This window comes from Pseudomonas sp. NFX5 (assembly GCF_049132125.1).
Taxonomy (GTDB): domain Bacteria; phylum Pseudomonadota; class Gammaproteobacteria; order Pseudomonadales; family Pseudomonadaceae; genus Aquipseudomonas; species Aquipseudomonas marginalis.
This window is the reverse complement of sequence record NZ_JAFMZG010000031.1, coordinates 1-22,000: the sequence shown is the minus strand read 5'-3', so window position 1 is coordinate 22,000 and position 22,000 is coordinate 1. Positions and strand designations below refer to the sequence as shown.

The following is a 22,000-nucleotide window of genomic DNA, read 5'->3' as shown; positions in this document are numbered from 1 at the left end:
GTTTATCCGCTTAAAAAGCCACTCTAGACTGAACCTTCACTTACTCCTGGAGGGACAGCCCCATGAAAATCCTATTGATTGGCGCCAGTGGCACCGTCGGCTCGGCAGTCAAGGCCGAACTGGCCCAGCGTCACGAGGTGACCAGCATTGGCCGCAGCAGCGGCGACTTCCAGGTGGATATCAGCGACAGCACCTCGATCCGCAACCTGTTCGAGCAGACCGGCAAATTCGATGCACTTGTCTGCACTGCAGGCAACGTGAATTTCGTGGCGCTGGGGGATATGGGCGAAAGCGACTTTGAACTGGGCCTGCGTGACAAGCTGATGGGCCAGGTCAACCTGCTGTTGATCGGCCGCGAGTATGCCAACGACGGCGCGTCGTTCACCTTCACCAGTGGCATTCTCAACCGTGACCCGATCCGTACTGGCGCTTCGGCTGCGCTGGTCAATGGCGCACTCGACGCGTTTATCAAAGCCGCGGCAATCGAATTGCCACGGGGGCTGCGCATCAACTCCGTGAGCCCGACCGTGCTGGTGGAGGCCATGGGCAGCTACGCACCGTACTTCCGTGGCTATAAACCGGTTCCGGGGGCCGATGTGGCATTGGCCTATGCAAAAAGCGTGGAGGGCTTACAGACCGGCCAGACATTTATTGTTGGCTGAATGTAACCATTGTAAGAATTGCCTGAAGCAGGGCTGCGGGGTTGTGATGCAACGCCAGCCTGCGTAACGTGGCGGCACTTGTCTGGAGACCCGATCATGCGTGCCGCCCGTAACCTCGCCCTGTTTGCCTTGCTTCCTGTGTTAGCCGCTTGCCAGATGTTCGAAAACGAGCCGACCAAGCCGTCTACCGCCGGGTTGACCCGCATGCAGGGCGAACTCACGGCGGTAGGTAGCAAGCTGCTGTTCCAGCCGTGCGACGATAAACGCAACTATGTCGTCAACGACACCAGTGGCACCAGCATCCTGCAGGAAGCGGCGTCCCTGGCCGGCCAGCAAGGGGCATTGTTTGCCGATTTGCGTGGCAAGTTCTCGGGCGTCGCCAGCGGCACCCAGGGCAGCGTCGACCTGCAACAACTCTACCGCGTAGAGCGCTCGACCTCTGCCTGCACCGACCCGGACTTCAAGCGCATGACCCTGCGGGCCAACGGCCACAAGCCAGCCTGGGCCATGAACGTCACCGCCAAGGGCATGGTGCTCGAGCGTGAAGGCCAGCCGCCACTGGCGGTGCCTTATGTCGAAGAGCAGATCGGCGACGGCCGCTTCAACCTGATGACCGAAGCCAACAACCAGCACATCGAACTGTGGGTCGCGCCCCAGCGCTGCATCGACAGCGTCAGCGGCAGCCTGCAACACATGACGGCGGAATTGCGCGTCAACGGCCAGGTACAGCGCGGTTGCGCGGCGTTTGGTGGTTCCCGGGACGACTGATTCAGCGCTGCGCTGTTTTAACCTGACGGAAAACCGCCATTGGGGCTTATAATCGCCGGTTTGCAAAACAGCCGGCCTCTTTGTCCGCCGCCTACCGGATCCCGTCATGTTACGAATCACCGAACTCAAGCTGCCCATCGACCATCCCGAACAAGACCTGCGGCCTGCCATCGTGCAGCGCCTGGGCATCGCCAGTGATGACCTGCTCGATTTCACCCTGTTCAAACGCAGCTACGACGCGCGCAAAAAGTCGTCGGAGCTGTGCTTCATCTACACCATCGACCTCAATGTGAAGGGTGAGGCCGCCCTGCTGCTCAAGTTTGCCGATGACCGCAACGTCAACCCGGCGCCGGACGTCAGCTACACGGTGGTGGGCCAGGCCCCGGCAGGCTTGGTCGAACGGCCTGTGGTAGTCGGTTTTGGCCCGTGCGGTATCTTCGCCGGGCTGTTGCTGGCGCAGATGGGTTTCAGGCCGATCATCCTCGAACGCGGCAAGGAAGTACGCCAGCGCACCAAGGACACCTGGGGCCTGTGGCGCAAAAGCGTGCTCAACCCCGAGTCCAACGTGCAGTTCGGTGAAGGCGGCGCCGGGACCTTCTCCGACGGCAAGCTCTACAGTCAGATCAAGGACCCGAAATTCCACGGCCGCAAAGTCCTGCACGAGTTCGTCAAGGCCGGCGCGCCGGAAGAAATCCTCTACGTCAGCAAGCCCCACATCGGTACCTTCCGCCTGACCGGCGTGGTAGAAAACATGCGCGAGCAGATCATCGCCCTGGGCGGTGAAGTGCGTTTCGAGCAACGGGTGACCGACGTGCTGATCGAAGACGGCCAGTTGAATGGCGTGGTCATCGACGGTGGTGAGCAGATCCTCTCCAAACATGTGATCCTGGCCCTCGGCCACAGCGCCCGCGACACCTTCCGCATGCTCCATGGCCGTGGCGTCTACATGGAAGCCAAACCGTTCTCGGTGGGGTTCCGGATCGAACACCCGCAATCGCTGATCGACGCCGCGCGCCTGGGCAAATATGCCGGGCACCCGAAGCTGGGCGCCGCCGACTACAAGCTGGTGCACCACGCCAAGAACGGCCGTTCGGTCTACAGCTTCTGCATGTGCCCGGGTGGCACCGTGGTGGCAGCGACCTCCGAGCCGAACCGCGTGGTGACCAACGGCATGAGCCAGTACTCGCGTAACGAGCGCAATGCCAACTCCGGCATCGTCGTCGGCATCACGCCGGAAGTGGATTACCCAGGCGGCCCGCTGGCGGGTATCGAGTTGCAGGAGCGCCTGGAGTCCCACGCCTACATCCTCGGCGGCAGCAACTACGAGGCTCCGGCACAGTTGGTCGGCGACTTTATCGCCGGTAAGCCATCCACGGCCATCGGCAGTGTGGAACCGTCCTACAAGCCAGGGGTGGCCCTGGGCGACCTGGCCCTGGCCTTGCCGGACTTCGCCATCGAAGCGATCCGCGAAGCACTGCCGGCGTTCGAGAAGCAGATCAAGGGCTACTCGCTGCACGATGCCGTGCTGACGGGGATCGAGACGCGCACCTCGTCACCGCTGCGGATTACCCGTGACGAATCGATGCAGAGCCTGAACGTGAAAGGCCTGTTCCCGGCCGGTGAAGGCGCTGGGTATGCGGGCGGGATTCTGTCGGCCGGTGTCGACGGGATTCGGATTGCCGAGGCGTTGGCACGGGATATGTTGGGTATCGAGGCCTGAGAACAGCGCAAATTAAATGAGGGAGGCGGCTTGCCCCCTCCCTCATTTGGTTTGCATCGGGTCAGATATTCGCGCGCAGGATGCTGGCGGGCAATGGTTCACCCTGCTCCACACTGGCGGCCACGGCCGTGATCAACCCCTCGAGCGCATAGCCCTGCCCCGCCAACCACGCCTGGTCGTAATAGGTCGTTGCATACCGCTCGCCCCCATCACACAAGATCGCCACGATCGAACCTGACTCCCCTGCCGCTTTCATCTGCTGCGCCGCCATTAATGCGCCAATCAGGTTGGTCCCGCTGGAACCGCCGACTCGCCGCCCCAGGCGCTCAGCCAGGTAATGCATGGCCGCCAGCGACAGCGCATCCGGCACCTTGACCATCGCATCAATCACCTTGGGCAAAAACGACGCCTCGACCCGTGGCCGGCCAATGCCTTCGATTCGCGAACCACAGTCCAGGCGCAGGCTGGCGTCACCGCTCTGGTAGAAATCGAAAAACACCGAGCGCTCGGCGTCGGCACACAACACGCGGGTGCAGTGCTGGCGATAACGCACATAACGACCCAGGGTGGCGGTGGTGCCGCCGGTACCGGGGCTGGAAATCAACCAGCTCGGTTCCGGGTGCCGCTCAAAGCGCATCTGCTGGAAGATCGACTCGGCGATGTTGTTGTTCGCCCGCCAGTCGGTGGCACGCTCGGCATAAGTGAACTGATCCATGAAATGACCGCCGCTTTCCTGGGCCAGGCGTTCGGACTCGGCGTAGATCTGCGTGGGATCCTGTACCAGATGGCTTTTGCCGCCGTAGAAGGCAATCTGCGCGATCTTTTCCTGGGATGTTGTGGCGGGCATCACCGCAATGAACGGCACCCCGAGCAGCCGGGCAAAATACGCTTCGGAAATCGCCGTCGAGCCGCTGGATGCTTCAATGACCGGTGCGCCCGGCTTGAGCCAGCCATTGCACAGCGCGTACAGGAACAGCGAACGGGCCAGCCGATGCTTCAGGCTGCCGGTGGGGTGGCTGGATTCATCCTTGAAGTACAACTCGATGCCCGGCAGGCCCGGCAGCGGTAACGGAATCAGATGCGTGTCAGCACTGCGTTGGAAGTCCGCTTCGATGATGCGAATGGCTTCGCGGGCCCAGGGACGGTGGTCGCTCATAAGGAAGAACTCTAAGGATTTCAGCACCGATCTTAGGATGTTTCCTACACTGCACACAGATACAGTGACGACTCAATTGGACACACAATTGCTAGGCTTTGGCGCTACGCCACCCTACCCCATCCCTTATAACAAATAAGAATATAACTTTTGTTTTAACAACTAACGGTACGGGTTAGGGTACCCACCTATTGAACCTGGATTGGAGAGCATCCCTTGCCTCTGCGTAGCACTTTTACCCGTTTCTTCCAGCTGGAAGCCGCCAGCGGCCTGTTGTTGATCGCCGCTGCCGCCTTGGCGCTGATCATCAACAACTCTCCGTTGTCGCACCTGTATGGCGCGTTTCTCGACGTGCCGGTGGTGGCCCAGATTGGCGCACTGCAAATCGCCAAGCCCGCGCTGCTGTGGATCAACGATGGCCTGATGGCCCTGTTCTTCCTGCTGATCGGCCTGGAGGTCAAGCGCGAGCTGCTTGACGGCCACCTGTCCAAGCCTTCGCAAGTGGTGCTGCCCGGCGCAGCCGCCATCGGCGGCATGGTGGTGCCGGCGCTGATCTACTGGGCAATCAACAAGGACTACCCCGCCGCCCTCTCCGGCTGGGCAATCCCGATGGCCACCGACATCGCCTTCGCGTTGGGCGTCCTGGCATTGCTGGGCAAACGGGTGCCGGTATCGTTGAAGCTGTTCCTGATGACCCTGGCCATCATCGACGACCTGGGCGCGATCATTGTTATTGCAGTGTTCTATTCCGCCGACCTGTCCGGTGCAGCCCTGGCCGGCGCGGGCGCCTGCCTGGTTGCCTTGATTGCAATGAACCGCCTGGGCGTGATCAAGCTCGGTCCCTACCTGATCATCGGCCTGATCCTGTGGGTGTGCGTACTCAAGAGCGGCGTGCACGCCACCCTGGCCGGCGTGACCCTGGCGTTCTGCATCCCGATGCGCACCAGGAATGCCGAGCCCTCGCCGCTGCTGACGCTGGAACACGCCCTGCATCCGTGGGTGGCCTACGGCATCCTGCCGCTGTTCGCCTTCGCCAACGCCGGGGTGTCACTCACCGGGGTCAGCCTGGAAAGCTTCACCCACCACGTGCCCATGGGCATTGCCGCCGGCCTGCTGATCGGCAAGACCGTCGGCGTGTTCGGCCTCACCTGGCTGGCCATCAAGACCGGCCTTGCCGCGCTGCCCAGCGGCGCCAACTGGGGCCAGGTCTTCGGCGTGGCGATCCTGTGTGGCATCGGCTTCACCATGAGCCTGTTCGTCGGCTCCCTGGCGTTTGTGCCGGGTGCCAGTGAGTTTGCCGGGGAGGATCGAATGGGGATCCTGACCGGGTCGATACTCGCAGCGTGTATTGGGTATGGGGTGACGGCGATAGCGAGTCGCAAAAAAGCCTGAGCCGACTGAAACGCAGCCCATAAAAAACCCCAACCGGTCACCCGGTTGGGGTTTTTCTTTTGCCTGCGGCTTACCGGTCAGCGAGTAACGCGGCTGGTGCCATCAACGGTCATGATGCGGACGCGATCACCGATGCGGAAGATTTCATTTTCCTGCACGGCTTGCACGTAGGCACGCATGCTGCCGTCGTCTTCGCGAACGGTGATTTCCACGCCCTGGGTGCGGGTCAGGCCTTCTTCGGTAGCCGAGCCCAGCAGGCCGCCGGCAACGGCGCCTATCACGGCAGTCACGATACTGCCACGGCCACCGCCGATGGCGCTGCCGCCAACGCCACCGATGACCGCGCCGGCAGCGCCGCCGATTGGGGTCTTGGTGCCTTCGATTTTTACCGGACGCAGGGATTCAATGGTGCCCATGCGAACGGTCTGTACACGACGCGCTTCGTCACGGGAGTACGAGTCGCCGGTCAGACTCGAGGCGCAGCCACCCAGCAGCAACGACAGCGTGGTAAAGCAGGCAACCAGTAAAACGGACTTACGCATAGCATCAACTCCAAAGGACAGGTATTCATTAGACGCTGCAGCTTGACGCCTGTCACGACAAGCCCGGCAGGAAATTGCTTTCATTCAGCCTCAGTACAGACTGCCCGTAGCCAAAATACCGACCAACGGTAGCACTCTCATCGTAACCAGGAACTTCATGGACTATTTCATCATTGTAGTCACTACCGTCGCCGGCCTGTACTTCCACGGCTGGCTGTACCTGCGGATCAGACGCTGGATAGACCGCGACCTGGCACTGTCCCTCGCAGGCGACGACCTGCACAAGCGTGCCTTTATGCTGCAACAACTGGAGCAGGCACGGATCTCGAAGATCAAGCGAAGCGAGTTGCCGCAGTGGCTGAAGAACGCCGCACAGCACTACACAGCCGAAGCCTCTTCAACAGAGACTTCGGTGTGATCGATATCATTCCAGTGGGGTGACGAAAGGTGCCGCTCAGGGCGCCAGGCGCTCGCGGGTCCATTCGGTCCCTTGCAGGCGGTAGTTCAGGCGGTCATGCAGGCGGCTGGCGCGGCCTTGCCAGAACTCGATGCGCTCCGGCAGCAGGCGATAGCCACCCCAATGCTCGGGGCAGTCGGGCTGGGTATCGCTGAAACGCTGTTCGGTGGCCTTGAGCAGGTCCTGCAGTTCTTCACGGTCACGAATGACCTGGCTCTGCGGGGAGGCCCAGGCGCCTAAACGACTGCCCAGGGGGCGGACCTGATAATAAGCGTCGGACTCCTCAGGCGTGACCTTGACCACCCGCCCTTCAATACGCACCTGGCGCTCCAGGGTCGGCCAGAAGAACGTCATGGCCGCAAACGGCCGCGCCGCGAGCTGTTCGCCCTTGGCGCTCTGATAGTTGGTGAAGAAGGTAAAGCCCTGCGCATCCAGGCCCTTGAGCAGCAGGATGCGGCAGTGCGGGCGACCGTCCTGGTCGACCGTAGCCAGGGTCATGGCATTGGCTTCCACCGGTGGCTGCTCGGTTTTCACCGCATCGGCAAACCACTGGTGGAACAACGCAAACGGCTCGTTCGGGGCCTGGGCCTCGCTCAAACCGTCCCGTGTGTAGTCACGGCGCATATCGGCCAGTGCCTGGGTCATGCGGCTTTATCCTTGTGGTTCAGCGGATCAGTTTTTCGCCTGGTCATTCGCAGCCGGTGCAGCAGCCTTGGCTTTGGCCGGGGCCGGTTTCTTCGCAGCGGGCTTGGCCGGGGCTTTTTTAGCCGCGGGCTTGGCAGCCGCCTTTTTAGCTGCGGGTGCCTTTTTAGCCGGGGTCTTGGCGGCCGGGGCCGGGGCTGGAACGTTCTGCACCGCAACCATTTCGGCTACAGGCGGGGTCTTGCCCGATTGATACTTGCTCAACAGCGCCAGCATGGTCGTGCGCTGGGTGAACATGATTTCCATGCGGCGGTTCAGCGCGCGGCCCTGGGTGCTGTCGTTGGCGGCACGTGGCATCAGGTCACCCATGCCACGCAGCATCAGGCGGTCCTGTTTCAGGCCGCTGAGGCTGAAGATCGAGGCGATGGACTGCGCACGCTCCTTGGTCAACGCCTGGCTGGCAGGCGCGGTACCGGTGGCATCCACGTGGCCCAGCACCAGCACAGCGGTTTTTGGATCGGCTTCAACCGCCTTGGCGACGCGAGTGAACGGCCCCAGGGTAACCGGCAGCAGCATCGCCGGGCGTTTCGGGTTGTAGGAGCCGTCTACCGGAGCAATCACCACGAGTACGTTATCGCGACGTTCCAGCTGCAGGTTGCTGTCCTTGATGGCGGCGCGCAGGCGCGGCTCATAGTCGTCCAACCAGGCCTGGGTGATTTTCGGGTCAGGCATTGGCACATTGGTCACGTCGACCTTGGCCAATGGCTTGGGTTTGCTTTCGAACGGCCACCACCAGTGGGTTTCGCTGTCGGTCTTGGCGACGGCAGGCGCGGCATCTGGAGCCGGGGTCGCGGCCTTGAGGTCGGCTTTCAGGTCAGCCTTGGCATCAGCGGCCTTCTCGTCGGCGCTCTTGGAGGAAAACGGCCACCAGCTGGAACCGGTCTCAGCCTTGGCGGCCGGCGCTGGCGCGGAGGCGACAGGCGCAGCAGCAGCGGCTACAGGTGCGGCAGGCTTGGCGCCGGCAGCGGGCTTGGCATCCGGCTTGGCGTCGGTTTGGGTCACTGCGTCCTTGGTCGTGGCCTTATCCGATCCAAATGACCACCAATGCCCACCCTCGGCATCATTTTGTGGAGTTTGTGCGCAACCGGTAATAGTGAGGCAAAGCGCCAGTGCCAAGGACTTGTTCGATAACATGAGATATCCACAAAATGAGAAAAGAAACGGGGGTCTCGATGACCCGTTAAACAGACGCTTACAGAACATTAAAGTTACATCATTTCGTTCAGCGCCTTCTTATAGTTGCCTTTGTAACAAAAAAATGTGAAACAGCAAGGGGTTTACAGACAACCGGCCAATATTCCGACCAACTTCTGTGCCCGTGGGTCCATAAGTACATAAGGCCCCAATGTATTAGTCACGAAACCAAACGCTACATCATGCTCAGGGTCGGCAAAACCCACCGAGCCGCCGGCGCCTGGATGCCCGAACGCACGGGCGCCAAGGCCAAATGTAGCATTGGGCAACTGTGGTTGATCCAACATGCAGCCCAGCCCGAAGCGGGTTTGTGTCAATAATGTTTTATCCGGCCCGATACTGTGTTCACGGGTCAATTCTTCGAGCATGTCGGCTTCCAGCAAACTACCGTCCAACAAACCACTATAAAAACCCGCCAGGCTACGCGCATTACCGTGACCATTTGCCGCCGGCTGCTGCATGCGTCGCCATTCAGGTTTATTAGTACTGGTGAGAATAGACGGTGGGTTGGCAAATGCCCGCGTCGTCATCGCGGTGGGCTCGCGCATCATTACTTGCAGTAAACGCTGCGCGGCTTCATCGCCCATATTGCCTTTGCTGCGCGCTATATGTGCAACACGATAAAACTCTTCGTCGGCCAGGCCCACGTGGAAGTCCAGCCCCAGCGGCCGTGCCACCCGCGCCACAATGGACTCACCCGGCCCACGCCCATCGGCGCGGCGCAGCAATTCGCCGACCAGCCAACCGTAGGTGATCGCCTCGTAGCCATGGCCCTGGCCCGGCGTCCACCAGGGGGCTTCGGCTGCCAGGGTGTCGACCATCAATTGCCAGTCGTACAAGGCTTCGGTGGGCAGCATCTCGCGGATGGCCGGCAACCCGGCCTGATGGCAGAGCAACTGGCGCAGCGTAATGTTTTCCTTGCCGGCAGCAGCGAACTCAGGCCAGTACCTGGCCACTGGCGCGTCCAATTGCAACTTGCCCTCGGCCACCAGTTGCAGGGCCGTGACAGCGGTGAAGGTCTTGGTGCAGGAAAACAGGTTAACGATGGTGTCGCTGTGCCAGGCCTCGGTACCGTCCTTGTCGGCGGTACCGGCCCACAGGTCAACGACGGTTTCGCCGCCGACCTGGATGCAGAGCCCGGCGCCACGCTCCTGCGGGTCATCGAACAACGCGGCGAACCCTTCACGCACCGCTTCGAACTGGAGCTCGTAATGACCCTGAACCTGCACCTAAGCCCCCTAGGAAAACACCGTAAAAAGTGGCCGACATTGTTCCAGCCATTGTGGGATTTGTGAACCCGTCAACAATGAATCAATGACCATTTCCCGAATGCCCACCGGCGTGTCCGGCGCCCTGCCCCGGGCCTTTGCCCTCACGTCCAGGTTTGCTGCCTTCGCTTTCATGAACCGTGCTGGCGGCCTTGGCCTTTTCCGCTTCCTTGCCCAGTTGATCCACCGCCGCCAGGTTGCTTTTACGCACACTGTCGACAAACCCCTGGAACGGTACGTCAGTGATACCCACCAGGCCGAAGTGGCCGTTTTCACCGTCCAGCAACCGGCCGGTCACCGGCTGGTCCAGGTACTGGAACCAATGCACACCGACAATGGACGGCTCGGCCATGGCTTGCTTGAGGAAGTTGGCATATGCCACGCCACGCTCTTCTTCCCTGGCCAACTGGGTCACGCCGCCCCAGAACGGGCCACGGTCCGCAGAGCCGAAGTTGAATTCAGTGATCAACACCGGCTTGTCCAGTGCACGAAGCGCGGCAAAGTCATAGCCGTCCTGGGGTTTGAGCGTGTACATGTTGAAACTCAGCACATCGCAATACTGCGCGCACGACGCCACGGCCTCCGGCGTACTCACCGCATAACGCCCGCCCAGCAGCAGTTGGTTGGGGGCGTGCCATTTCAGCGAGTCGGAGATGGTCTTGAAGTAGGCATCGGCGAAGGTCTTCTGGAAGTATTTGAAGTCAGCTTCGATTTCCGGGTGTTCAGGGTTGGGCATCGGCGGTTCGAAGCCCGGATCTTCCATCAGCTCCCACCCCGCCAACTCGATGCCCCAGGCTTTCGACAGGCCTTGCTCGTTGCGGTACTTGTCACGCAATTGCTTGAGAAACGCGCGCTTGGCCGGTACGTCGGTGGTCATGCGCAAGGTGCCGTAGGCCAGGGCGTAGCGGGATTTCGGATCATCGCCGGGGCCGGCCCAGGCCAGTTCGTTGTCGGCAAAGAAGCCGATCAGCCAGGGGTCGTCGCGGTGGTCGCGGGCGGCAATGGCCACCGCGCGCTCGGTCGCCATGGCGAAACGCGGATCGAACGGATCGGGCATGCCGCCCCACCAGTCGGTGCCGGTGCTGATACTGGCGTAGTCGCCGACGATCGACAGCGGCAAGGTGTACGGCACTCGATCGGCAGTGGCCAACGCGCCGTCGCTCCAGTTGCCGACGGTGTTGAAACCCCAGGCTTGCAGGCGATCGAGGGTATGGGTCACCCAGCGTTTCTGGTCGAACCCTTCGCCGCCATAAGTGCGCTGCAGGTTGGCGCCGTAGAAATCGAACCAACGCCCGGCAGCGAAGCCACGACCTTCGCCCGCACCATTGCCGGTGCGGTTATCGCCGCTGCCGTAGTACTTGTCGAAGGGTTCGCCGGCCTTTGGCAGCGCCGCGAACATCCACTCACGACCGGCCACGTAGGTCTGGCTGTTGTCCGGGGCCACGGTATTGACACCCAGGGAATAGAACGGATGGCCTTCCGGAGTCACCAGGTACCAGCGACCGTCGCGCTTTTCGGTGCGGAAAAAGCCACTGGCCTTGAACGCCGGCCCTTTGTTCCAGCCGCCGAACGTGTCCAATGCGGATTTATCACGCGCGGCCAGCCAGCCCTGCAGTTGGGTTTGTTCCTTTGCCGCAGCCGCCTTGAGCTGTTCGTCGCTGCTGACCTTTTCCGGCCAGCGCGCACGGGTGGACTGACCATAGGTATCCACCAGTTCGCTGTAGGCCGCCTTCAGCACCGGCTCACTGTCCTGCACACCAAAGCGCTCCAGCAGGATGCTTTGCGCGGCGTTGGGCTTGATCATCGACAGGGTCACCGAGACCACCTGGCTACGGTCGATCTCGCCAGCACTGCTGGCCAGCAACACGCGCTGGCCATCCACGGTGATCGGCATCGGCGGGCCGGCCTTCATGCCCTGGCTCAACGGCGAGCTGGCTTGCAGCGGGACCAGCAAGGTCTGGGCGGGGCCGGCCGGCAGGTCGATGCGGCTGACCAGGGTCTTGCCATCGCTGCTCTGCACCTTGACGTAGAGGGTCAGCGCCCAGTCCATGGCACTCTGGATACGCAGGCTCATGGCGCCGGACTGCGACCAGTCCCAGGCACCGGCCTGTGGGCTGAGCACCAGGCTCGGCTCGGCGGCCGGGTTGAAGGTGATGCGACGCAACACCTCGCCTTCGGGGGTTTGTTCGGCGTTGTATTGCGGCAGGCTGGCGTCCTGGGTCGCCACCTTGACCACATCGGCAGGCCGGACGAAGTTGAACAATGTCTGTTGCCCCGCGGGCGCGGCCATCAAGGGCGCAGTGAACAGCAGGGCAAAAAGGGCGGGCAGCGTGCGAATCATACGAACAAGGTTCTCCCAAACGGCCGGTAAATAGCCTGATGACATAAATCGATAGCAGTGAGATAGACCACGAAGTGGGCGAATTCGCCCACGATGGCTTAAGAAATTTCGCGCCGGAACGGCGGCAACGCATTCAGGATCGCCTTGCCGTAGCGCTGGGTCACCAGGCGGCGGTCGAGCAAGGTGATGGTGCCCCGGTCTTCCTCGGTACGCAGCAAGCGACCGCAGGCCTGCACCAGCTTCAAGGAAGCATCCGGCACCGAGATCTCCATGAACGGGTTACCGCCCCGCGCTTCGATCCATTCGGCCAATGCGGCCTCGACCGGATCATCCGGCACCGAGAACGGGATCTTGGCGATCACCACGTGTTCGCAGTAGGCACCGGGCAAGTCCACGCCTTCGGCAAAACTCGCCAGGCCGAACAGCACGCTGGAATCCCCGCCATCGACCCGCGCCTTGTGCTTGTTCAGGGTTTCCTGCTTGGACAGGTTGCCCTGGATAAACACCTGCTTGCGCCAGTCGCGGTCGAGGCCGTCGAACACGTCCTGCATCTGCTTGCGCGACGAGAACAACACCAGGGTGCCGCGCGAACCTTCCACCAGGGAGGGCAGGTCGCGAATGATCGCCGCGGTGTGCGCCGGTGCATCCCGTGGGTCGGCCTTGAGATCGGGCACCCGCAGTACACCGGCGTCGGCATGATGGAACGGGCTTGGCACCACCGCCGTGACGGCCTTTTTCGGCAGCCCCGCGCGCATGCGGAAGCGGTCGAAGGTGCCCAGGGCAGTCAGCGTGGCCGAGGTCACCAGGCAGCCGTACGCCACGTTCCACAGGTTGCGGCGCAGCATCTCGGCGGCGAGGATCGGGCTGGCGTTGACCTCGATATCAAACAACGCACCGCTTTCCGACAGGGTCAGCCAGCGGGCCATGGGCGGGTTGTCTTCGGGGTCTTCGACGGTAAAGGCCGTCCACAGCTCCCAGTTGCCCTGGGAACGGGACAACAGGCTGCCGAACAGCGGATACCATTCCTCTGCCTGGTTGCTGGCGATGCCGATGTTGACCTCACCGTCCATGCCTTCCTTGAGCAAGTCAGTCAGGCGGGTGAACAGGTCGGTAAGACGGGAAAAGCCTTTCTTCAGTTCGATGCCCATTTCGCGCATATGCTCGGGGATCATCCCACCGACAAAGCGGTGGCGCGGGCGCTCACGGCCTTCCACATCTTCACCGGGCTTGAAGTCGGCCACCTGCTCGCAGGCGCTGAACATGAACTGTTGCTGGGTCTTGATCTCCCGCGCCAGCTCCGGCACCTGCTCGATCAACTTGCCCAGATCGCCGGGCAGCGGGTGCTGGGCGAGCAATTTGGTCAGGTTCTTCGCGGTGGTTTCCAGCCAGTCGGCGGTGGAACGCAGGCGCGTGTAGTGGGCGAAGTGGCCGATAGCCTTGTCGGGCAGGTGATGGCCTTCGTCGAACACGTAAAGGGTGTCACGCGGGTCCGGCAACACGGCACCGCCGCCCAGGGCCAGGTCGGCCAGGACCATATCGTGGTTGGTAACGATCACGTCGACCTTGCCCATGCCTTCGCGAGCCTTGTAGAAGGCGCACTGGCCGAAGTTGGGGCAATGGCGGTTGGTGCACTGGCTGTGGTCGGTGGTCAGGCGTGCCCAGTCGGCATCTTCGAGGGCGGTGGGCCAGCTGTCGCGGTCGCCGTCCCATTTATTGCCGGCCAGTTTTTCGATCATGCTGGTAAACAGCTTCTGGCTGACCTCATCCACCTCGATCTTGAAGCCTTCTTCCTCGAACAGCGACGCCGTGGCGGTTTGCGCGTGGCCTTCCTGCAGCAGCACGTCGAGCTTGGACAGGCACATGTAGCGGCCACGGCCCTTGGCCAGGGCGAAGGTGAAGTTCAGGCCGCTGTTGCGCATCAGGTCGGGCAGGTCTTTGTAGACGATCTGCTCCTGCAGGGCGACGGTGGCAGTGGCGATCACCAGGCGCTTGCCGGCGGCCTTGGCGGTCGGGATCGCAGCCAGGCTGTAGGCCACGGTCTTGCCGGTACCGGTACCGGCTTCGACGGCCACGACGGCGGGCTCACCTTCGCGGCGGCCTTCGTCATCGGTGTCGATATCCCCGAGGACCTTGGCCACTTCGGCGATCATCAGGCGTTGGCCGTAGCGCGGTTTCAAGCTCTTGGCTTCGAGAAAACGCGTGTAGGCGCCCTGGATCGTGGTTTTGAGTTCAGTGCTGATCATGGATAGTCGGGCGCAAAAAACGCTGGATAAATTTTCAGTGGTTCGGATCGGCCGCTATCATACCCCGCTAATTAATCCCGCGCAGAACGGAGTACCACAATGACCGCGTTTAGCCTCGTTTACACCCTGCATGTATTGGCCGCCCTGATCTGGGTCGGCGGCATGTTTTTCGCCTGGATGATCCTGCGCCCAGCCGCTGTGGCGGCCCTTGAGGGCCCTGCCCGACTCAAGCTGTGGGCCAATGTGTTTCAACGTTTTTTCGTGTGGGTATGGGTGGCAGTGCTGGTTTTGCCGATCAGCGGCGTCGGCCTGCTGCACCTGCGCTTCAGCGGGTTTGAAAGCGCACCGCGCTATGTGCAGGTGATGATGGGTTTGTATCTGGTGATGACGGCGTTGTTTATCCGTATCCAGGCGCTGAAGTTTCCGCAACTGAAGGCGGCGGTGGCGGCTGAGGATTGGCCGGCGGGTGCGGCTGCACTGGGGCAGATTCGCAAGCTGGTGGGGATCAACCTGATCGTGGGGTTGGTGGTGGTGGCGATTGCATCGGCTCGGCCGATGTTCTGAGTACAGTCACAAGCTGCAAGCTCGAAGCTTGCAGCTCTTTAGAACTTAGAGCCGCTGAAGAGTCACGGTACCCGCAGGCCCAGATGGCCCCGGCTGCCCTTCCAACCCTGGCCGGCCCTTCTCGCCACCATCGGCGCGGTACACCAGGCAGCCTTTGGACTCCCCGCCTTTGCCCGGCTTGCCGGCCGTGCCGGCCAAACCTCCAGCACCGCCATCCACCCAGACCTTGATGTGTTCAGCCGGGAAGTCCTTCGGCAACTCCACGCGCACCTGTGCACCCGCCCCACCCGGCAGGCCATCGCCGCCGTTATCGCCATTGAAACCGCGCCCCGCCGAGCCCCAGGTGCACCCAGGATCCACGCCATTGGCGCCATCCAGCCCGGCATACCCTTGGGCACCGGCGCCGCCACGGGCATCCACCGAGAGTTCTTCAGCCGTCAGCGAGTTGATGCGCAAGGTCAGGTCACGCCCGGCCTTGGCCGGTTTTTCATGGGTGCCGGGAGCACCGCGCGAGGTGATCTGGCTGCCCTGCTCAAGTTGTGCATGCCGCACCTGCAATTGCAGCGCCGTATTGCCAGGAACAATTGCGATGCGTGCGTCGCGGCCCAGGTGCAGTTCATCCACCGTGACCTGGCTGATGGTGGCCGGAATCAGCAACGTGCCGTAGTCCGCCACGTCCAGGCGCTCCAGTTGCAACACGCTGGTGCTGGAGGGAAGGCGCATCAATGAGTTGGTTTCAACACTGACGCTTTGGGCCAGGGCAACGGGGCTGACCAACAGGGCCAACAGAAAAACCTTACGCATCATGGGGCTCCTGAATGTTTTCAAATTTTTCTTTGGACGCACAGTAACGACTTCTACAGGCGATTTGCCAGTGAAGGTTCAAAAAACTTGAGAGGGAGCGGTTCAAGCGAGGGTGGCCGGCAATGCCCCTGTGGATCCCACAGGGGCAAGGGCTGTCAGCGGTTGATCTGGATTTCCGTGCGGCGGTTCAGGGCGCGGCCTTCAGCGGTCTTGTTGTCGGCGACCGGATGGCTTTCGCCCGCCCCGGTGACAGATACAAAGGCACTGCGGGGCACCCCGGCGCCGATCAGGTAATCGGTGACCGAATGGGCACGTTTTTCCGAGAGTTTCTGGTTGTAGGCGTCTTTACCGACGCTGTCGGTGTGACCACTGACTCGTAGCTGGGCGCTCGGGGCTTCCTGTTTCAGGCGCGTGGCAATGGTGTCAAGTTTGGTTTTATCCGCCGCCGTCAACTTGGCCGAGTCGAACTGGAAGTGCACATCGCGGATCACGATGGTTTCTTCCTTGACCACGACCACCTCCTCGACCACCGCCGCCGGCGGTGCCGGTGGGCAACCATTGGCGTCAACCTGCACGCCTTTCGGGGTGCCCGGGCACTTGTCGCGGCTGTCCGGCACGCCATCGCCATCTTCGTCGCCATCGCCGTGCACCCAGCAATAGGCGCCGGCCATGCCGCCGACCAGCAACGCGCCATAGCCTGCGTAGGCCGAGCTTTCAGTCGCACCGATCGCTGCACCGGTCACACCGCCGACAGCGGCACAGGTAGGCCAATCGGTTTTTTGCAAGCCTGCGCAACCTGTCAATACTCCGGTTAGCAGAACCAAGGGTAGAGCTGTCCGCATGATGCTCATCTGACTTTCTCCTGAGGGGATCGGCGGGGGCCGATGGGTGGAGTAAAGACCGCTCTTTTCAACTGCGCCACTACGCCAAGCCCCCCGTATTCATTGGGGATCGTCGCCCACGTAGGACTTTTCGCAGCCACCCGCTCTAGGCCCGCACGCTCAGCCGCGCTAGTCTCTAGGGTCCTGATGTGAGGATCTCTGATGACCGCTGGTATTTCTGCCCGTACTCCCCAGCAAGCGCTGGCCGCCTTGCTCGATCTGCACCAGCCCAAACGCCTGTTGCTGTTGGGTGCCAGCCAGTTCCCGGCGCTGGACGCCTTTAAGGACGCACACCCTGACACCCAGGTGTTCTGCGCCGCGCCAGGGCCATTGCCGCAAGCACTGGCGGCCCAACGGTTTGACCTGGCGCTGGTGGTCGATTGCCTCGAGCACCTGCCAAAACCCCAAGGCCTGACCTTGCTCGGCGGCATCCGCAACCTCAACGCCAGCCGCATTGCGGTGCTGGTGGACCTGGGCGCCTGCGGCTGGAAGGAAACCGACTTCTTCTCCCTGGCGCTGCAGGCCGGCGAGCGTTTCCAGCGCGATGAGCAGGTGCTGACGCTGTTTACCTACGATCTGCTTGACTATAAACAGGTGCCGGACTGGCTCAACGCCCGTTTCTGGGCCAACCCGGAAAACTTCGGAAAGTATTGGTGGTAATTAATGAGTACATCCATTTGCCCCTGCGGCAGTGGCAACCTGCTGGATGCCTGCTGCGGCCATTATCACGCCGGGCACCCGGCACCCTGCGCCAGCGCCCTGATGCGTTCACGCTACAGCGCCTATGTGCTGGGCCTGGTGGACTATCTGGTCGCCACCACTTTGCCCGCGCAACAGGCTGGCCTGGACCGTGAGGCCATCGGCGCCTGGAGCGCCCAGAGCACCTGGCTCGGCCTGGAGGTTGAAAGCTCCGAAGTGTTCGGCGGCCAGCCGGAACACGCCTTCGTGACCTTCACCGCACGCTGGCATGACAGCACCGGCGAACATAGCCACCGCGAGCAGTCTTCTTTCGTACAGAATGAAGGGCGCTGGTACTTCATCGACCCCACGGTGGAAGTGAAAACCGGACGCAACGATGCGTGCCTGTGCGGCAGTGGGCAAAAATTCAAGAAGTGTTGTTCCAGCTATCTCTAACCACAGGACTCACGCCATGCTTCGGATCTACAGCTTGATGCTGGCGTTAACCTTCGGCCTGACCGGTTGCGCCTCCTGGTTCGAAGACGATTCGCCCCCGCCCCACGTTTCCCTGGTGAAAGTCGAAGTGGTGCGGGCCAAGCTGCTGGAGCAGAAATTCAAGCTGTACTTTCGCGTGGATAACCGCGACGACTCGGACCTGACCGTGCGTGGGCTGATCTACAAGGTCACCCTGGATGACTTTGTGCTCACCGAAGGCGAGTCCAATGAATGGCTGACGGTACCGCCCAAGGGCCATGCATTTTTCAAGGTGTCGGTGCGCACCAACCTCTGGCCGCAGATCCGCGACGTGGTGCAGATGCTGAAAAAACCCGACCAGCCTGTGCCGTATCGTCTGGAGGGTGAACTGAAAACCGGATTATTCATCGGTTATGACGTGCAGGTGAACCACAATGGCGAGATAATACCCGGCGATTTTATTCCGGAGCGACATCGATGACTCAGCAACCCCATGTCCATGGTCCTGACTGCAACCATGATCATGATCACCATGATCACGACCACGGCCATGTCCACGGCCCGAACTGCGGCCACGCTCACCAGGAGCCGGTGCGCAATGCGTTGAAGGACGTTGGCCGCAACGATCCTTGCCCGTGCGGCAGTGAGAAGAAATTCAAGAAGTGCCACGGCGCGTAAATCGCGCTGAGGGCCCACGTGTGTGTGAGGGAGTTCGCTCCCTTCCACAGCTGCATCGCATTCCAAATCGAAAGCGTCTAAGGGTAGACGCAAATGTTTGATTGAATTTCCACCCTCCCACCTTTACCTATACCTACAGGCATTCGCTCAAGCATCACCACTTTTGGAGAGCTTCATGATCGACCTGTATTACTGGACCACCCCCAACGGTCACAAAGTATCGCTGTTCCTGGAAGAAGCCGGTCTGCCCTACAACGTGCACCCGATCAACATCGGCCAGGGCGACCAGTTCAAGCCGGACTTCCTGAAGATTGCCCCCAACAACCGCATCCCGGCGATCGTCGATCAGAACCCGAGCGACGGCGGCGCGCCGATCTCGCTGTTTGAATCCGGCGCGATCCTGCTGTACCTCGCGGAAAAAACCGGCCAATTCATTCCAAAAGACCTGCGCGGTCGCCAGGAAGCCCTGCAATGGTTGTTCTGGCAAATGGGCGGACTCGGGCCGATGGCGGGTCAGAACCATCATTTCAGCCAGTTCGCACCGGAGAAAATCCCCTACGCGATCAAGCGCTACGTAGATGAAACCGCCCGTCTGTACGGTGTGCTGGACCGACGTCTGGCGGACCGTGCGTTCGTGGCGGGTGAGGACTACAGCATTGCCGATATGGCGATCTATCCGTGGATCGTTTCCCACAAATGGCAGAGCCAGCGCCTGGAAGATTTCCCACACGTTCATCGCTGGTTCAATAGCATCAAGGAACGGCCAGCGACGGTTCGGGCGTATGAATTAGTCCAAAAGGTCAATCCGCCTGAATCCTGACCTGAAGTCGTGCGCGGTCAACAGGTGGGAGGGGCGGTGCGACTCAAGATCTAACGCTTTACCCAAACTCCTGCTTGCGTCGTTTCACCGCGCTCACTAACGTAGCGCCTTTACTGACGCTACCCCCCGCAGGAGCTTTGCCATGGCCTCGCCAGCCCTCTCACATTTTCTTCCCCGGTTCGGCGTTGCCGCGGCAGTGGCCAGTGCATTAAGCCTGGCCGGTTGCCAGCTCCAGAGCACCCAGGAGACCCTGCCGCCAGTGGCCGGCGTACAGCCGATCAAGGGCCTCGCACAGAATGTTTCGATACGCCGCAACGCCCAGGGCATGCCGCTGATCGAAAGCAACACTTTCCACGACGCGCTGTTCAGCCTCGGTTATGTACACGCCAGTGACCGTATCACCCAGATGGTCAGCCTGCGCCTGCTGGCCCAGGGCCGTTTGGCGGAAATGTCCGGGCCTGAGGTGCTGGATGTGGACCGCTTCATGCGCGCGGTCAACCTGAAAAAAAGCGCCGGCGAGCTGTACAACGCCTCGTCTCCGCGTCTCAAGCGCTTCTTCGAAGTGTATGCCCGTGGCGTCAACGCCTACCTGTTCCGCTACCGCGACAAGCTGCCGCCGGACCTGGCCCAGACCGGCTACAAGCCTGAGTACTGGAAGCCGGAGGATTCGGCGCTGCTGTTCTGCCTGCTGAATTTCAGCGAGTCGGCCAACCTGCAGGAAGAGCTGGCGTCGTTGCTGCTGGCGCAAAAGGTCGGCGTGGACAAACTCGCCTGGCTGACACCGAGCGCGCCGGATGAGCCGATCCCCCTGGCCGAGGCCGAGAAACTCAAGGGCGTGAACCTCAGCCAGATCACCGGCCTGGCCGGGCTGGACGCGGTCAGCCAGCAATTGAGCAGCCTCAACTCGCTGGCGGTTACCACGTCGAGCAATTGGGCCATCGGCCCGCAACGCAGCCGCAGCGGCAAGAGCCTGCTGGCAGGCGACCTCGCCGCCCAGCCGCAAGCACCCTCGCCGTGGAACTACGTGCAGATTCGCGCACCGAAATACCAGGCCGTCGGCGCCTCGATTGCCGGCCTGCCGACCCTGTTGTCCGGTTTCAACGGCAACGTGGCGTGGAGCATGAGCACGGTCAAGGGCGATACCCAGGACCTGTTCCTGGAGAAGATCAAACGCCAGGGCAGCGCGTTGTACTACGAGAACAACGGAAAATGGCTGCCGGCAGCGGTGCGTAATGAAACCTTCTTCGTCAAGGGTCAACGCTCGATTCGCGAAGTGGTGTACGAAACCCGCCACGGTGCCCTGCTCAACAGCAGCCAGGCCCTGACCAGCGGTTTTGGCCTGGCCCTGCAAACCGCCGACTTCAAGGATGACAAGAGCCTCGACGCATTCTTCGACCTGTCCCGCGCGCAAAACGCCGGCAAGGCCTCGGACGCAACCCGCAACATTCGCGCCATTGCCTTGAACATGGTCTTCGCTGACGCCGGCAGCATTGGCTGGCAGGTCACCGGCCGCTTCCCCAACCGCCGCGAAGGCGAAGGCCTGCTGCCCTCGCCCGGCTGGGATACGCGCTTTGACTGGGACGGTTACGCCGACGCGATGCTGCACCCCTATGACCAGGACCCGGCCCAAGGCTGGATCGGCACCGCCAACCAACGCACCGCGCCGCGCGGCTACGGCATGCAGTTATCCAACTCCTGGGATGCGCCGGAGCGCAGCGAGCGCCTGGCGCAACTGGCCAATGCGGGCAAGCACGACAGCCGCAGCATGATCGCCATGCAATACGACCAGACCACCACCTTTGCCGCCAAGCTCAAGACCATGTTCCAGGCGCCGGGTATGGCCCAGCCCTTGAAGCAGGCGATTGATGCGCTGCCAGCCCCCGAGCAGGCCAAGGCGCGGGAAGCACTGAAGCGCCTGATGGCGTTCGATGGTCGCCTGGTATCGACGTCCGCCGACGCGGCGCTCTACGAACTGTTCCTGCAGGAAAGCACCCGGCAGATCTTCCTCGACGAACTGGGGCCGGAAAACAGTGACAGCTGGAAAGCCTTTGTCAGCAACGCCAACCTGTCCTATGCCGCCCAGGCCGACCACCTGCTGGGCCGCGAAGACAGCCCGTTCTGGGACGACGTGCGCACCGCGCAAAAAGAAGACAAACCCGCCATCCTCGCCCGCAGCCTGGCCGCCGCGATCACCGCCGGCGAGAGCCAACTGGGTGCTGACCACAAGGCCTGGCAGTGGGGCAAGCTGCACAGCACCACCTGGAAAAACACCAGTGGCCAAGTGATTCGCGGCCCGCTGGCGTCCGGTGGCGACCACAACACCTTGAACCCGGCGCCGTACAGCTGGGGCCAGGACTTCAACACCACCCAGGTGCCGGCGCTGCGCATGATCGTCGACTTCGGCCAGCTGGAGCCGATGATGGGCCAGGGTGGCATCGGCCAATCCGGCAACCCGGCCAGCCCGAACTACGCCAATGGCATCGACCCGTCGCTCAAGGCGCAATACCTGAGCTTCCCGATGCAGCCGCAGAACTTCGAGAAAGTATATGGGAAGGCCAGGTTGACCCTGACCCCAGGCAAGTGACCTGACTTCAACCTGGTGAAACCGGATCCAAATGTGGGAGGGGGCGTTCCCCCCATAAAGGTTTTTAAATGA

21 protein-coding genes are annotated in these 22,000 nt (G+C 61.8%); 12 read left to right on the top strand and 9 right to left on the bottom strand.

The window, feature by feature from the left end; translation table 11 throughout:
- Window positions 1-62: 62 nt before the first annotated feature.
- The 3 genes from J1N02_RS20600 (at window position 63) to J1N02_RS20590 (ending at window position 3,150) form a co-directional block, all read left to right on the top strand.
- Window positions 63-662 (top strand): short chain dehydrogenase, encoded by a 600-nt coding sequence (locus J1N02_RS20600; RefSeq protein ID WP_027604430.1) that lies wholly within the window; start codon window positions 63-65, stop codon window positions 660-662.
- A gap of 96 nt (window positions 663-758) precedes the next feature.
- A complete protein-coding gene (locus J1N02_RS20595; RefSeq protein ID WP_092356477.1) occupies window positions 759-1,430 on the top strand; it encodes a COG3650 family protein in 672 nt (223 codons plus the stop codon).
- Between the two features lie 106 nt (window positions 1,431-1,536).
- Window positions 1,537-3,150: an NAD(P)/FAD-dependent oxidoreductase gene (locus tag J1N02_RS20590; RefSeq protein ID WP_027604432.1), complete on the top strand. Its 1,614-nt coding sequence runs from the start codon at window positions 1,537-1,539 to the stop codon at window positions 3,148-3,150.
- Between the two features lie 61 nt (window positions 3,151-3,211).
- Here J1N02_RS20590 and J1N02_RS20585 read toward each other — a convergent pair whose 3' ends face one another.
- Window positions 3,212-4,306, bottom strand: a complete 1,095-nt coding sequence (locus J1N02_RS20585; RefSeq protein WP_108573962.1) for a PLP-dependent cysteine synthase family protein — start codon at window positions 4,304-4,306, stop codon at window positions 3,212-3,214.
- Between the two features lie 216 nt (window positions 4,307-4,522).
- On the opposite strand from J1N02_RS20585, the gene nhaA reads away from it, so the two are divergent.
- Complete coding sequence (gene nhaA, locus J1N02_RS20580; RefSeq protein WP_027604434.1) at window positions 4,523-5,698, top strand: Na+/H+ antiporter NhaA; 1,176 nt, start codon at window positions 4,523-4,525, stop codon at window positions 5,696-5,698.
- 77 nt (window positions 5,699-5,775) lie between these two features.
- Here nhaA and J1N02_RS20575 read toward each other — a convergent pair whose 3' ends face one another.
- Window positions 5,776-6,240, bottom strand: a complete 465-nt coding sequence (locus J1N02_RS20575) for a glycine zipper 2TM domain-containing protein (protein WP_003189251.1) — start codon at window positions 6,238-6,240, stop codon at window positions 5,776-5,778.
- 157 nt (window positions 6,241-6,397) lie between these two features.
- Between J1N02_RS20575 and J1N02_RS20570 the strand changes: the two genes are divergently transcribed.
- Window positions 6,398-6,658: a hypothetical protein gene (locus J1N02_RS20570; RefSeq protein WP_027604435.1), complete on the top strand. Its 261-nt coding sequence runs from the start codon at window positions 6,398-6,400 to the stop codon at window positions 6,656-6,658.
- Between the two features lie 36 nt (window positions 6,659-6,694).
- On the opposite strand, the gene pdxH is transcribed toward J1N02_RS20570, so the two are convergent.
- The 5 genes from pdxH to dinG all read right to left on the bottom strand — a co-directional run bounded on the left by pdxH (window position 6,695) and on the right by dinG (window position 14,445).
- On the bottom strand, window positions 6,695-7,342 hold the full coding sequence (gene pdxH, locus J1N02_RS20565; protein WP_027604436.1) for a pyridoxamine 5'-phosphate oxidase: 648 nt from the start codon (window positions 7,340-7,342) through the stop codon (window positions 6,695-6,697).
- Window positions 7,343-7,369: 27 nt separating this feature from the next.
- The gene (locus J1N02_RS20560) at window positions 7,370-8,533 is read right to left on the bottom strand and encodes an OmpA family protein (protein ID WP_108573960.1); all 1,164 of its coding nucleotides are present in this window, start codon (window positions 8,531-8,533) and stop codon (window positions 7,370-7,372) included.
- 143 nt (window positions 8,534-8,676) lie between these two features.
- Window positions 8,677-9,822 (bottom strand): serine hydrolase domain-containing protein, encoded by a 1,146-nt coding sequence (locus tag J1N02_RS20555; RefSeq protein ID WP_092356472.1) that lies wholly within the window; start codon window positions 9,820-9,822, stop codon window positions 8,677-8,679.
- An 82-nt stretch (window positions 9,823-9,904) separates the two neighbouring features.
- The gene (locus tag J1N02_RS20550) at window positions 9,905-12,202 is read right to left on the bottom strand and encodes a beta-galactosidase (RefSeq protein ID WP_098480256.1); all 2,298 of its coding nucleotides are present in this window, start codon (window positions 12,200-12,202) and stop codon (window positions 9,905-9,907) included.
- Window positions 12,203-12,300: 98 nt separating this feature from the next.
- Complete coding sequence (gene dinG / locus J1N02_RS20545; RefSeq protein WP_027604440.1) at window positions 12,301-14,445, bottom strand: ATP-dependent DNA helicase DinG; 2,145 nt, start codon at window positions 14,443-14,445, stop codon at window positions 12,301-12,303.
- A gap of 99 nt (window positions 14,446-14,544) precedes the next feature.
- On the opposite strand from dinG, the gene J1N02_RS20540 reads away from it, so the two are divergent.
- Window positions 14,545-15,009 (top strand): CopD family protein, encoded by a 465-nt coding sequence (locus tag J1N02_RS20540; protein ID WP_027604441.1) that lies wholly within the window; start codon window positions 14,545-14,547, stop codon window positions 15,007-15,009.
- Window positions 15,010-15,054: 45 nt separating this feature from the next.
- Here J1N02_RS20540 and J1N02_RS20535 read toward each other — a convergent pair whose 3' ends face one another.
- Window positions 15,055-15,813: a hypothetical protein gene (locus J1N02_RS20535; RefSeq protein WP_108573959.1), complete on the bottom strand. Its 759-nt coding sequence runs from the start codon at window positions 15,811-15,813 to the stop codon at window positions 15,055-15,057.
- Between the two features lie 155 nt (window positions 15,814-15,968).
- A complete protein-coding gene (locus tag J1N02_RS20530; protein WP_027604443.1) occupies window positions 15,969-16,664 on the bottom strand; it encodes an OmpA family protein in 696 nt (231 codons plus the stop codon).
- Window positions 16,665-16,856: 192 nt separating this feature from the next.
- On the opposite strand from J1N02_RS20530, the gene J1N02_RS20525 reads away from it, so the two are divergent.
- The 6 genes from J1N02_RS20525 (at window position 16,857) to J1N02_RS20500 (ending at window position 21,928) form a co-directional block, all read left to right on the top strand.
- On the top strand, window positions 16,857-17,354 hold the full coding sequence (locus J1N02_RS20525) for a DUF6231 family protein (protein ID WP_027604444.1): 498 nt from the start codon (window positions 16,857-16,859) through the stop codon (window positions 17,352-17,354).
- A gap of 3 nt (window positions 17,355-17,357) precedes the next feature.
- Window positions 17,358-17,828, top strand: a complete 471-nt coding sequence (locus J1N02_RS20520) for a YchJ family protein (RefSeq protein ID WP_027604445.1) — start codon at window positions 17,358-17,360, stop codon at window positions 17,826-17,828.
- 16 nt (window positions 17,829-17,844) lie between these two features.
- Window positions 17,845-18,327, top strand: a complete 483-nt coding sequence (locus tag J1N02_RS20515) for an LEA type 2 family protein (protein ID WP_027604446.1) — start codon at window positions 17,845-17,847, stop codon at window positions 18,325-18,327.
- Entirely contained in the window at window positions 18,324-18,524 is a 201-nt protein-coding gene (locus J1N02_RS20510; RefSeq protein ID WP_003189235.1) for an SEC-C metal-binding domain-containing protein, read from the top strand. Before J1N02_RS20515 ends, J1N02_RS20510 begins: the two co-directional genes overlap by 4 nt.
- A 175-nt stretch (window positions 18,525-18,699) precedes the next feature.
- Window positions 18,700-19,344 carry a glutathione S-transferase N-terminal domain-containing protein gene (locus tag J1N02_RS20505; protein ID WP_027604447.1) on the top strand — a complete coding sequence of 215 codons (645 nt, stop codon included), beginning with the start codon at window positions 18,700-18,702 and terminating at the stop codon, window positions 19,342-19,344.
- A gap of 142 nt (window positions 19,345-19,486) precedes the next feature.
- On the top strand, window positions 19,487-21,928 hold the full coding sequence (locus J1N02_RS20500; protein ID WP_421147672.1) for a penicillin acylase family protein: 2,442 nt from the start codon (window positions 19,487-19,489) through the stop codon (window positions 21,926-21,928).
- The last annotated feature ends 72 nt before the right edge of the window (window positions 21,929-22,000 follow it).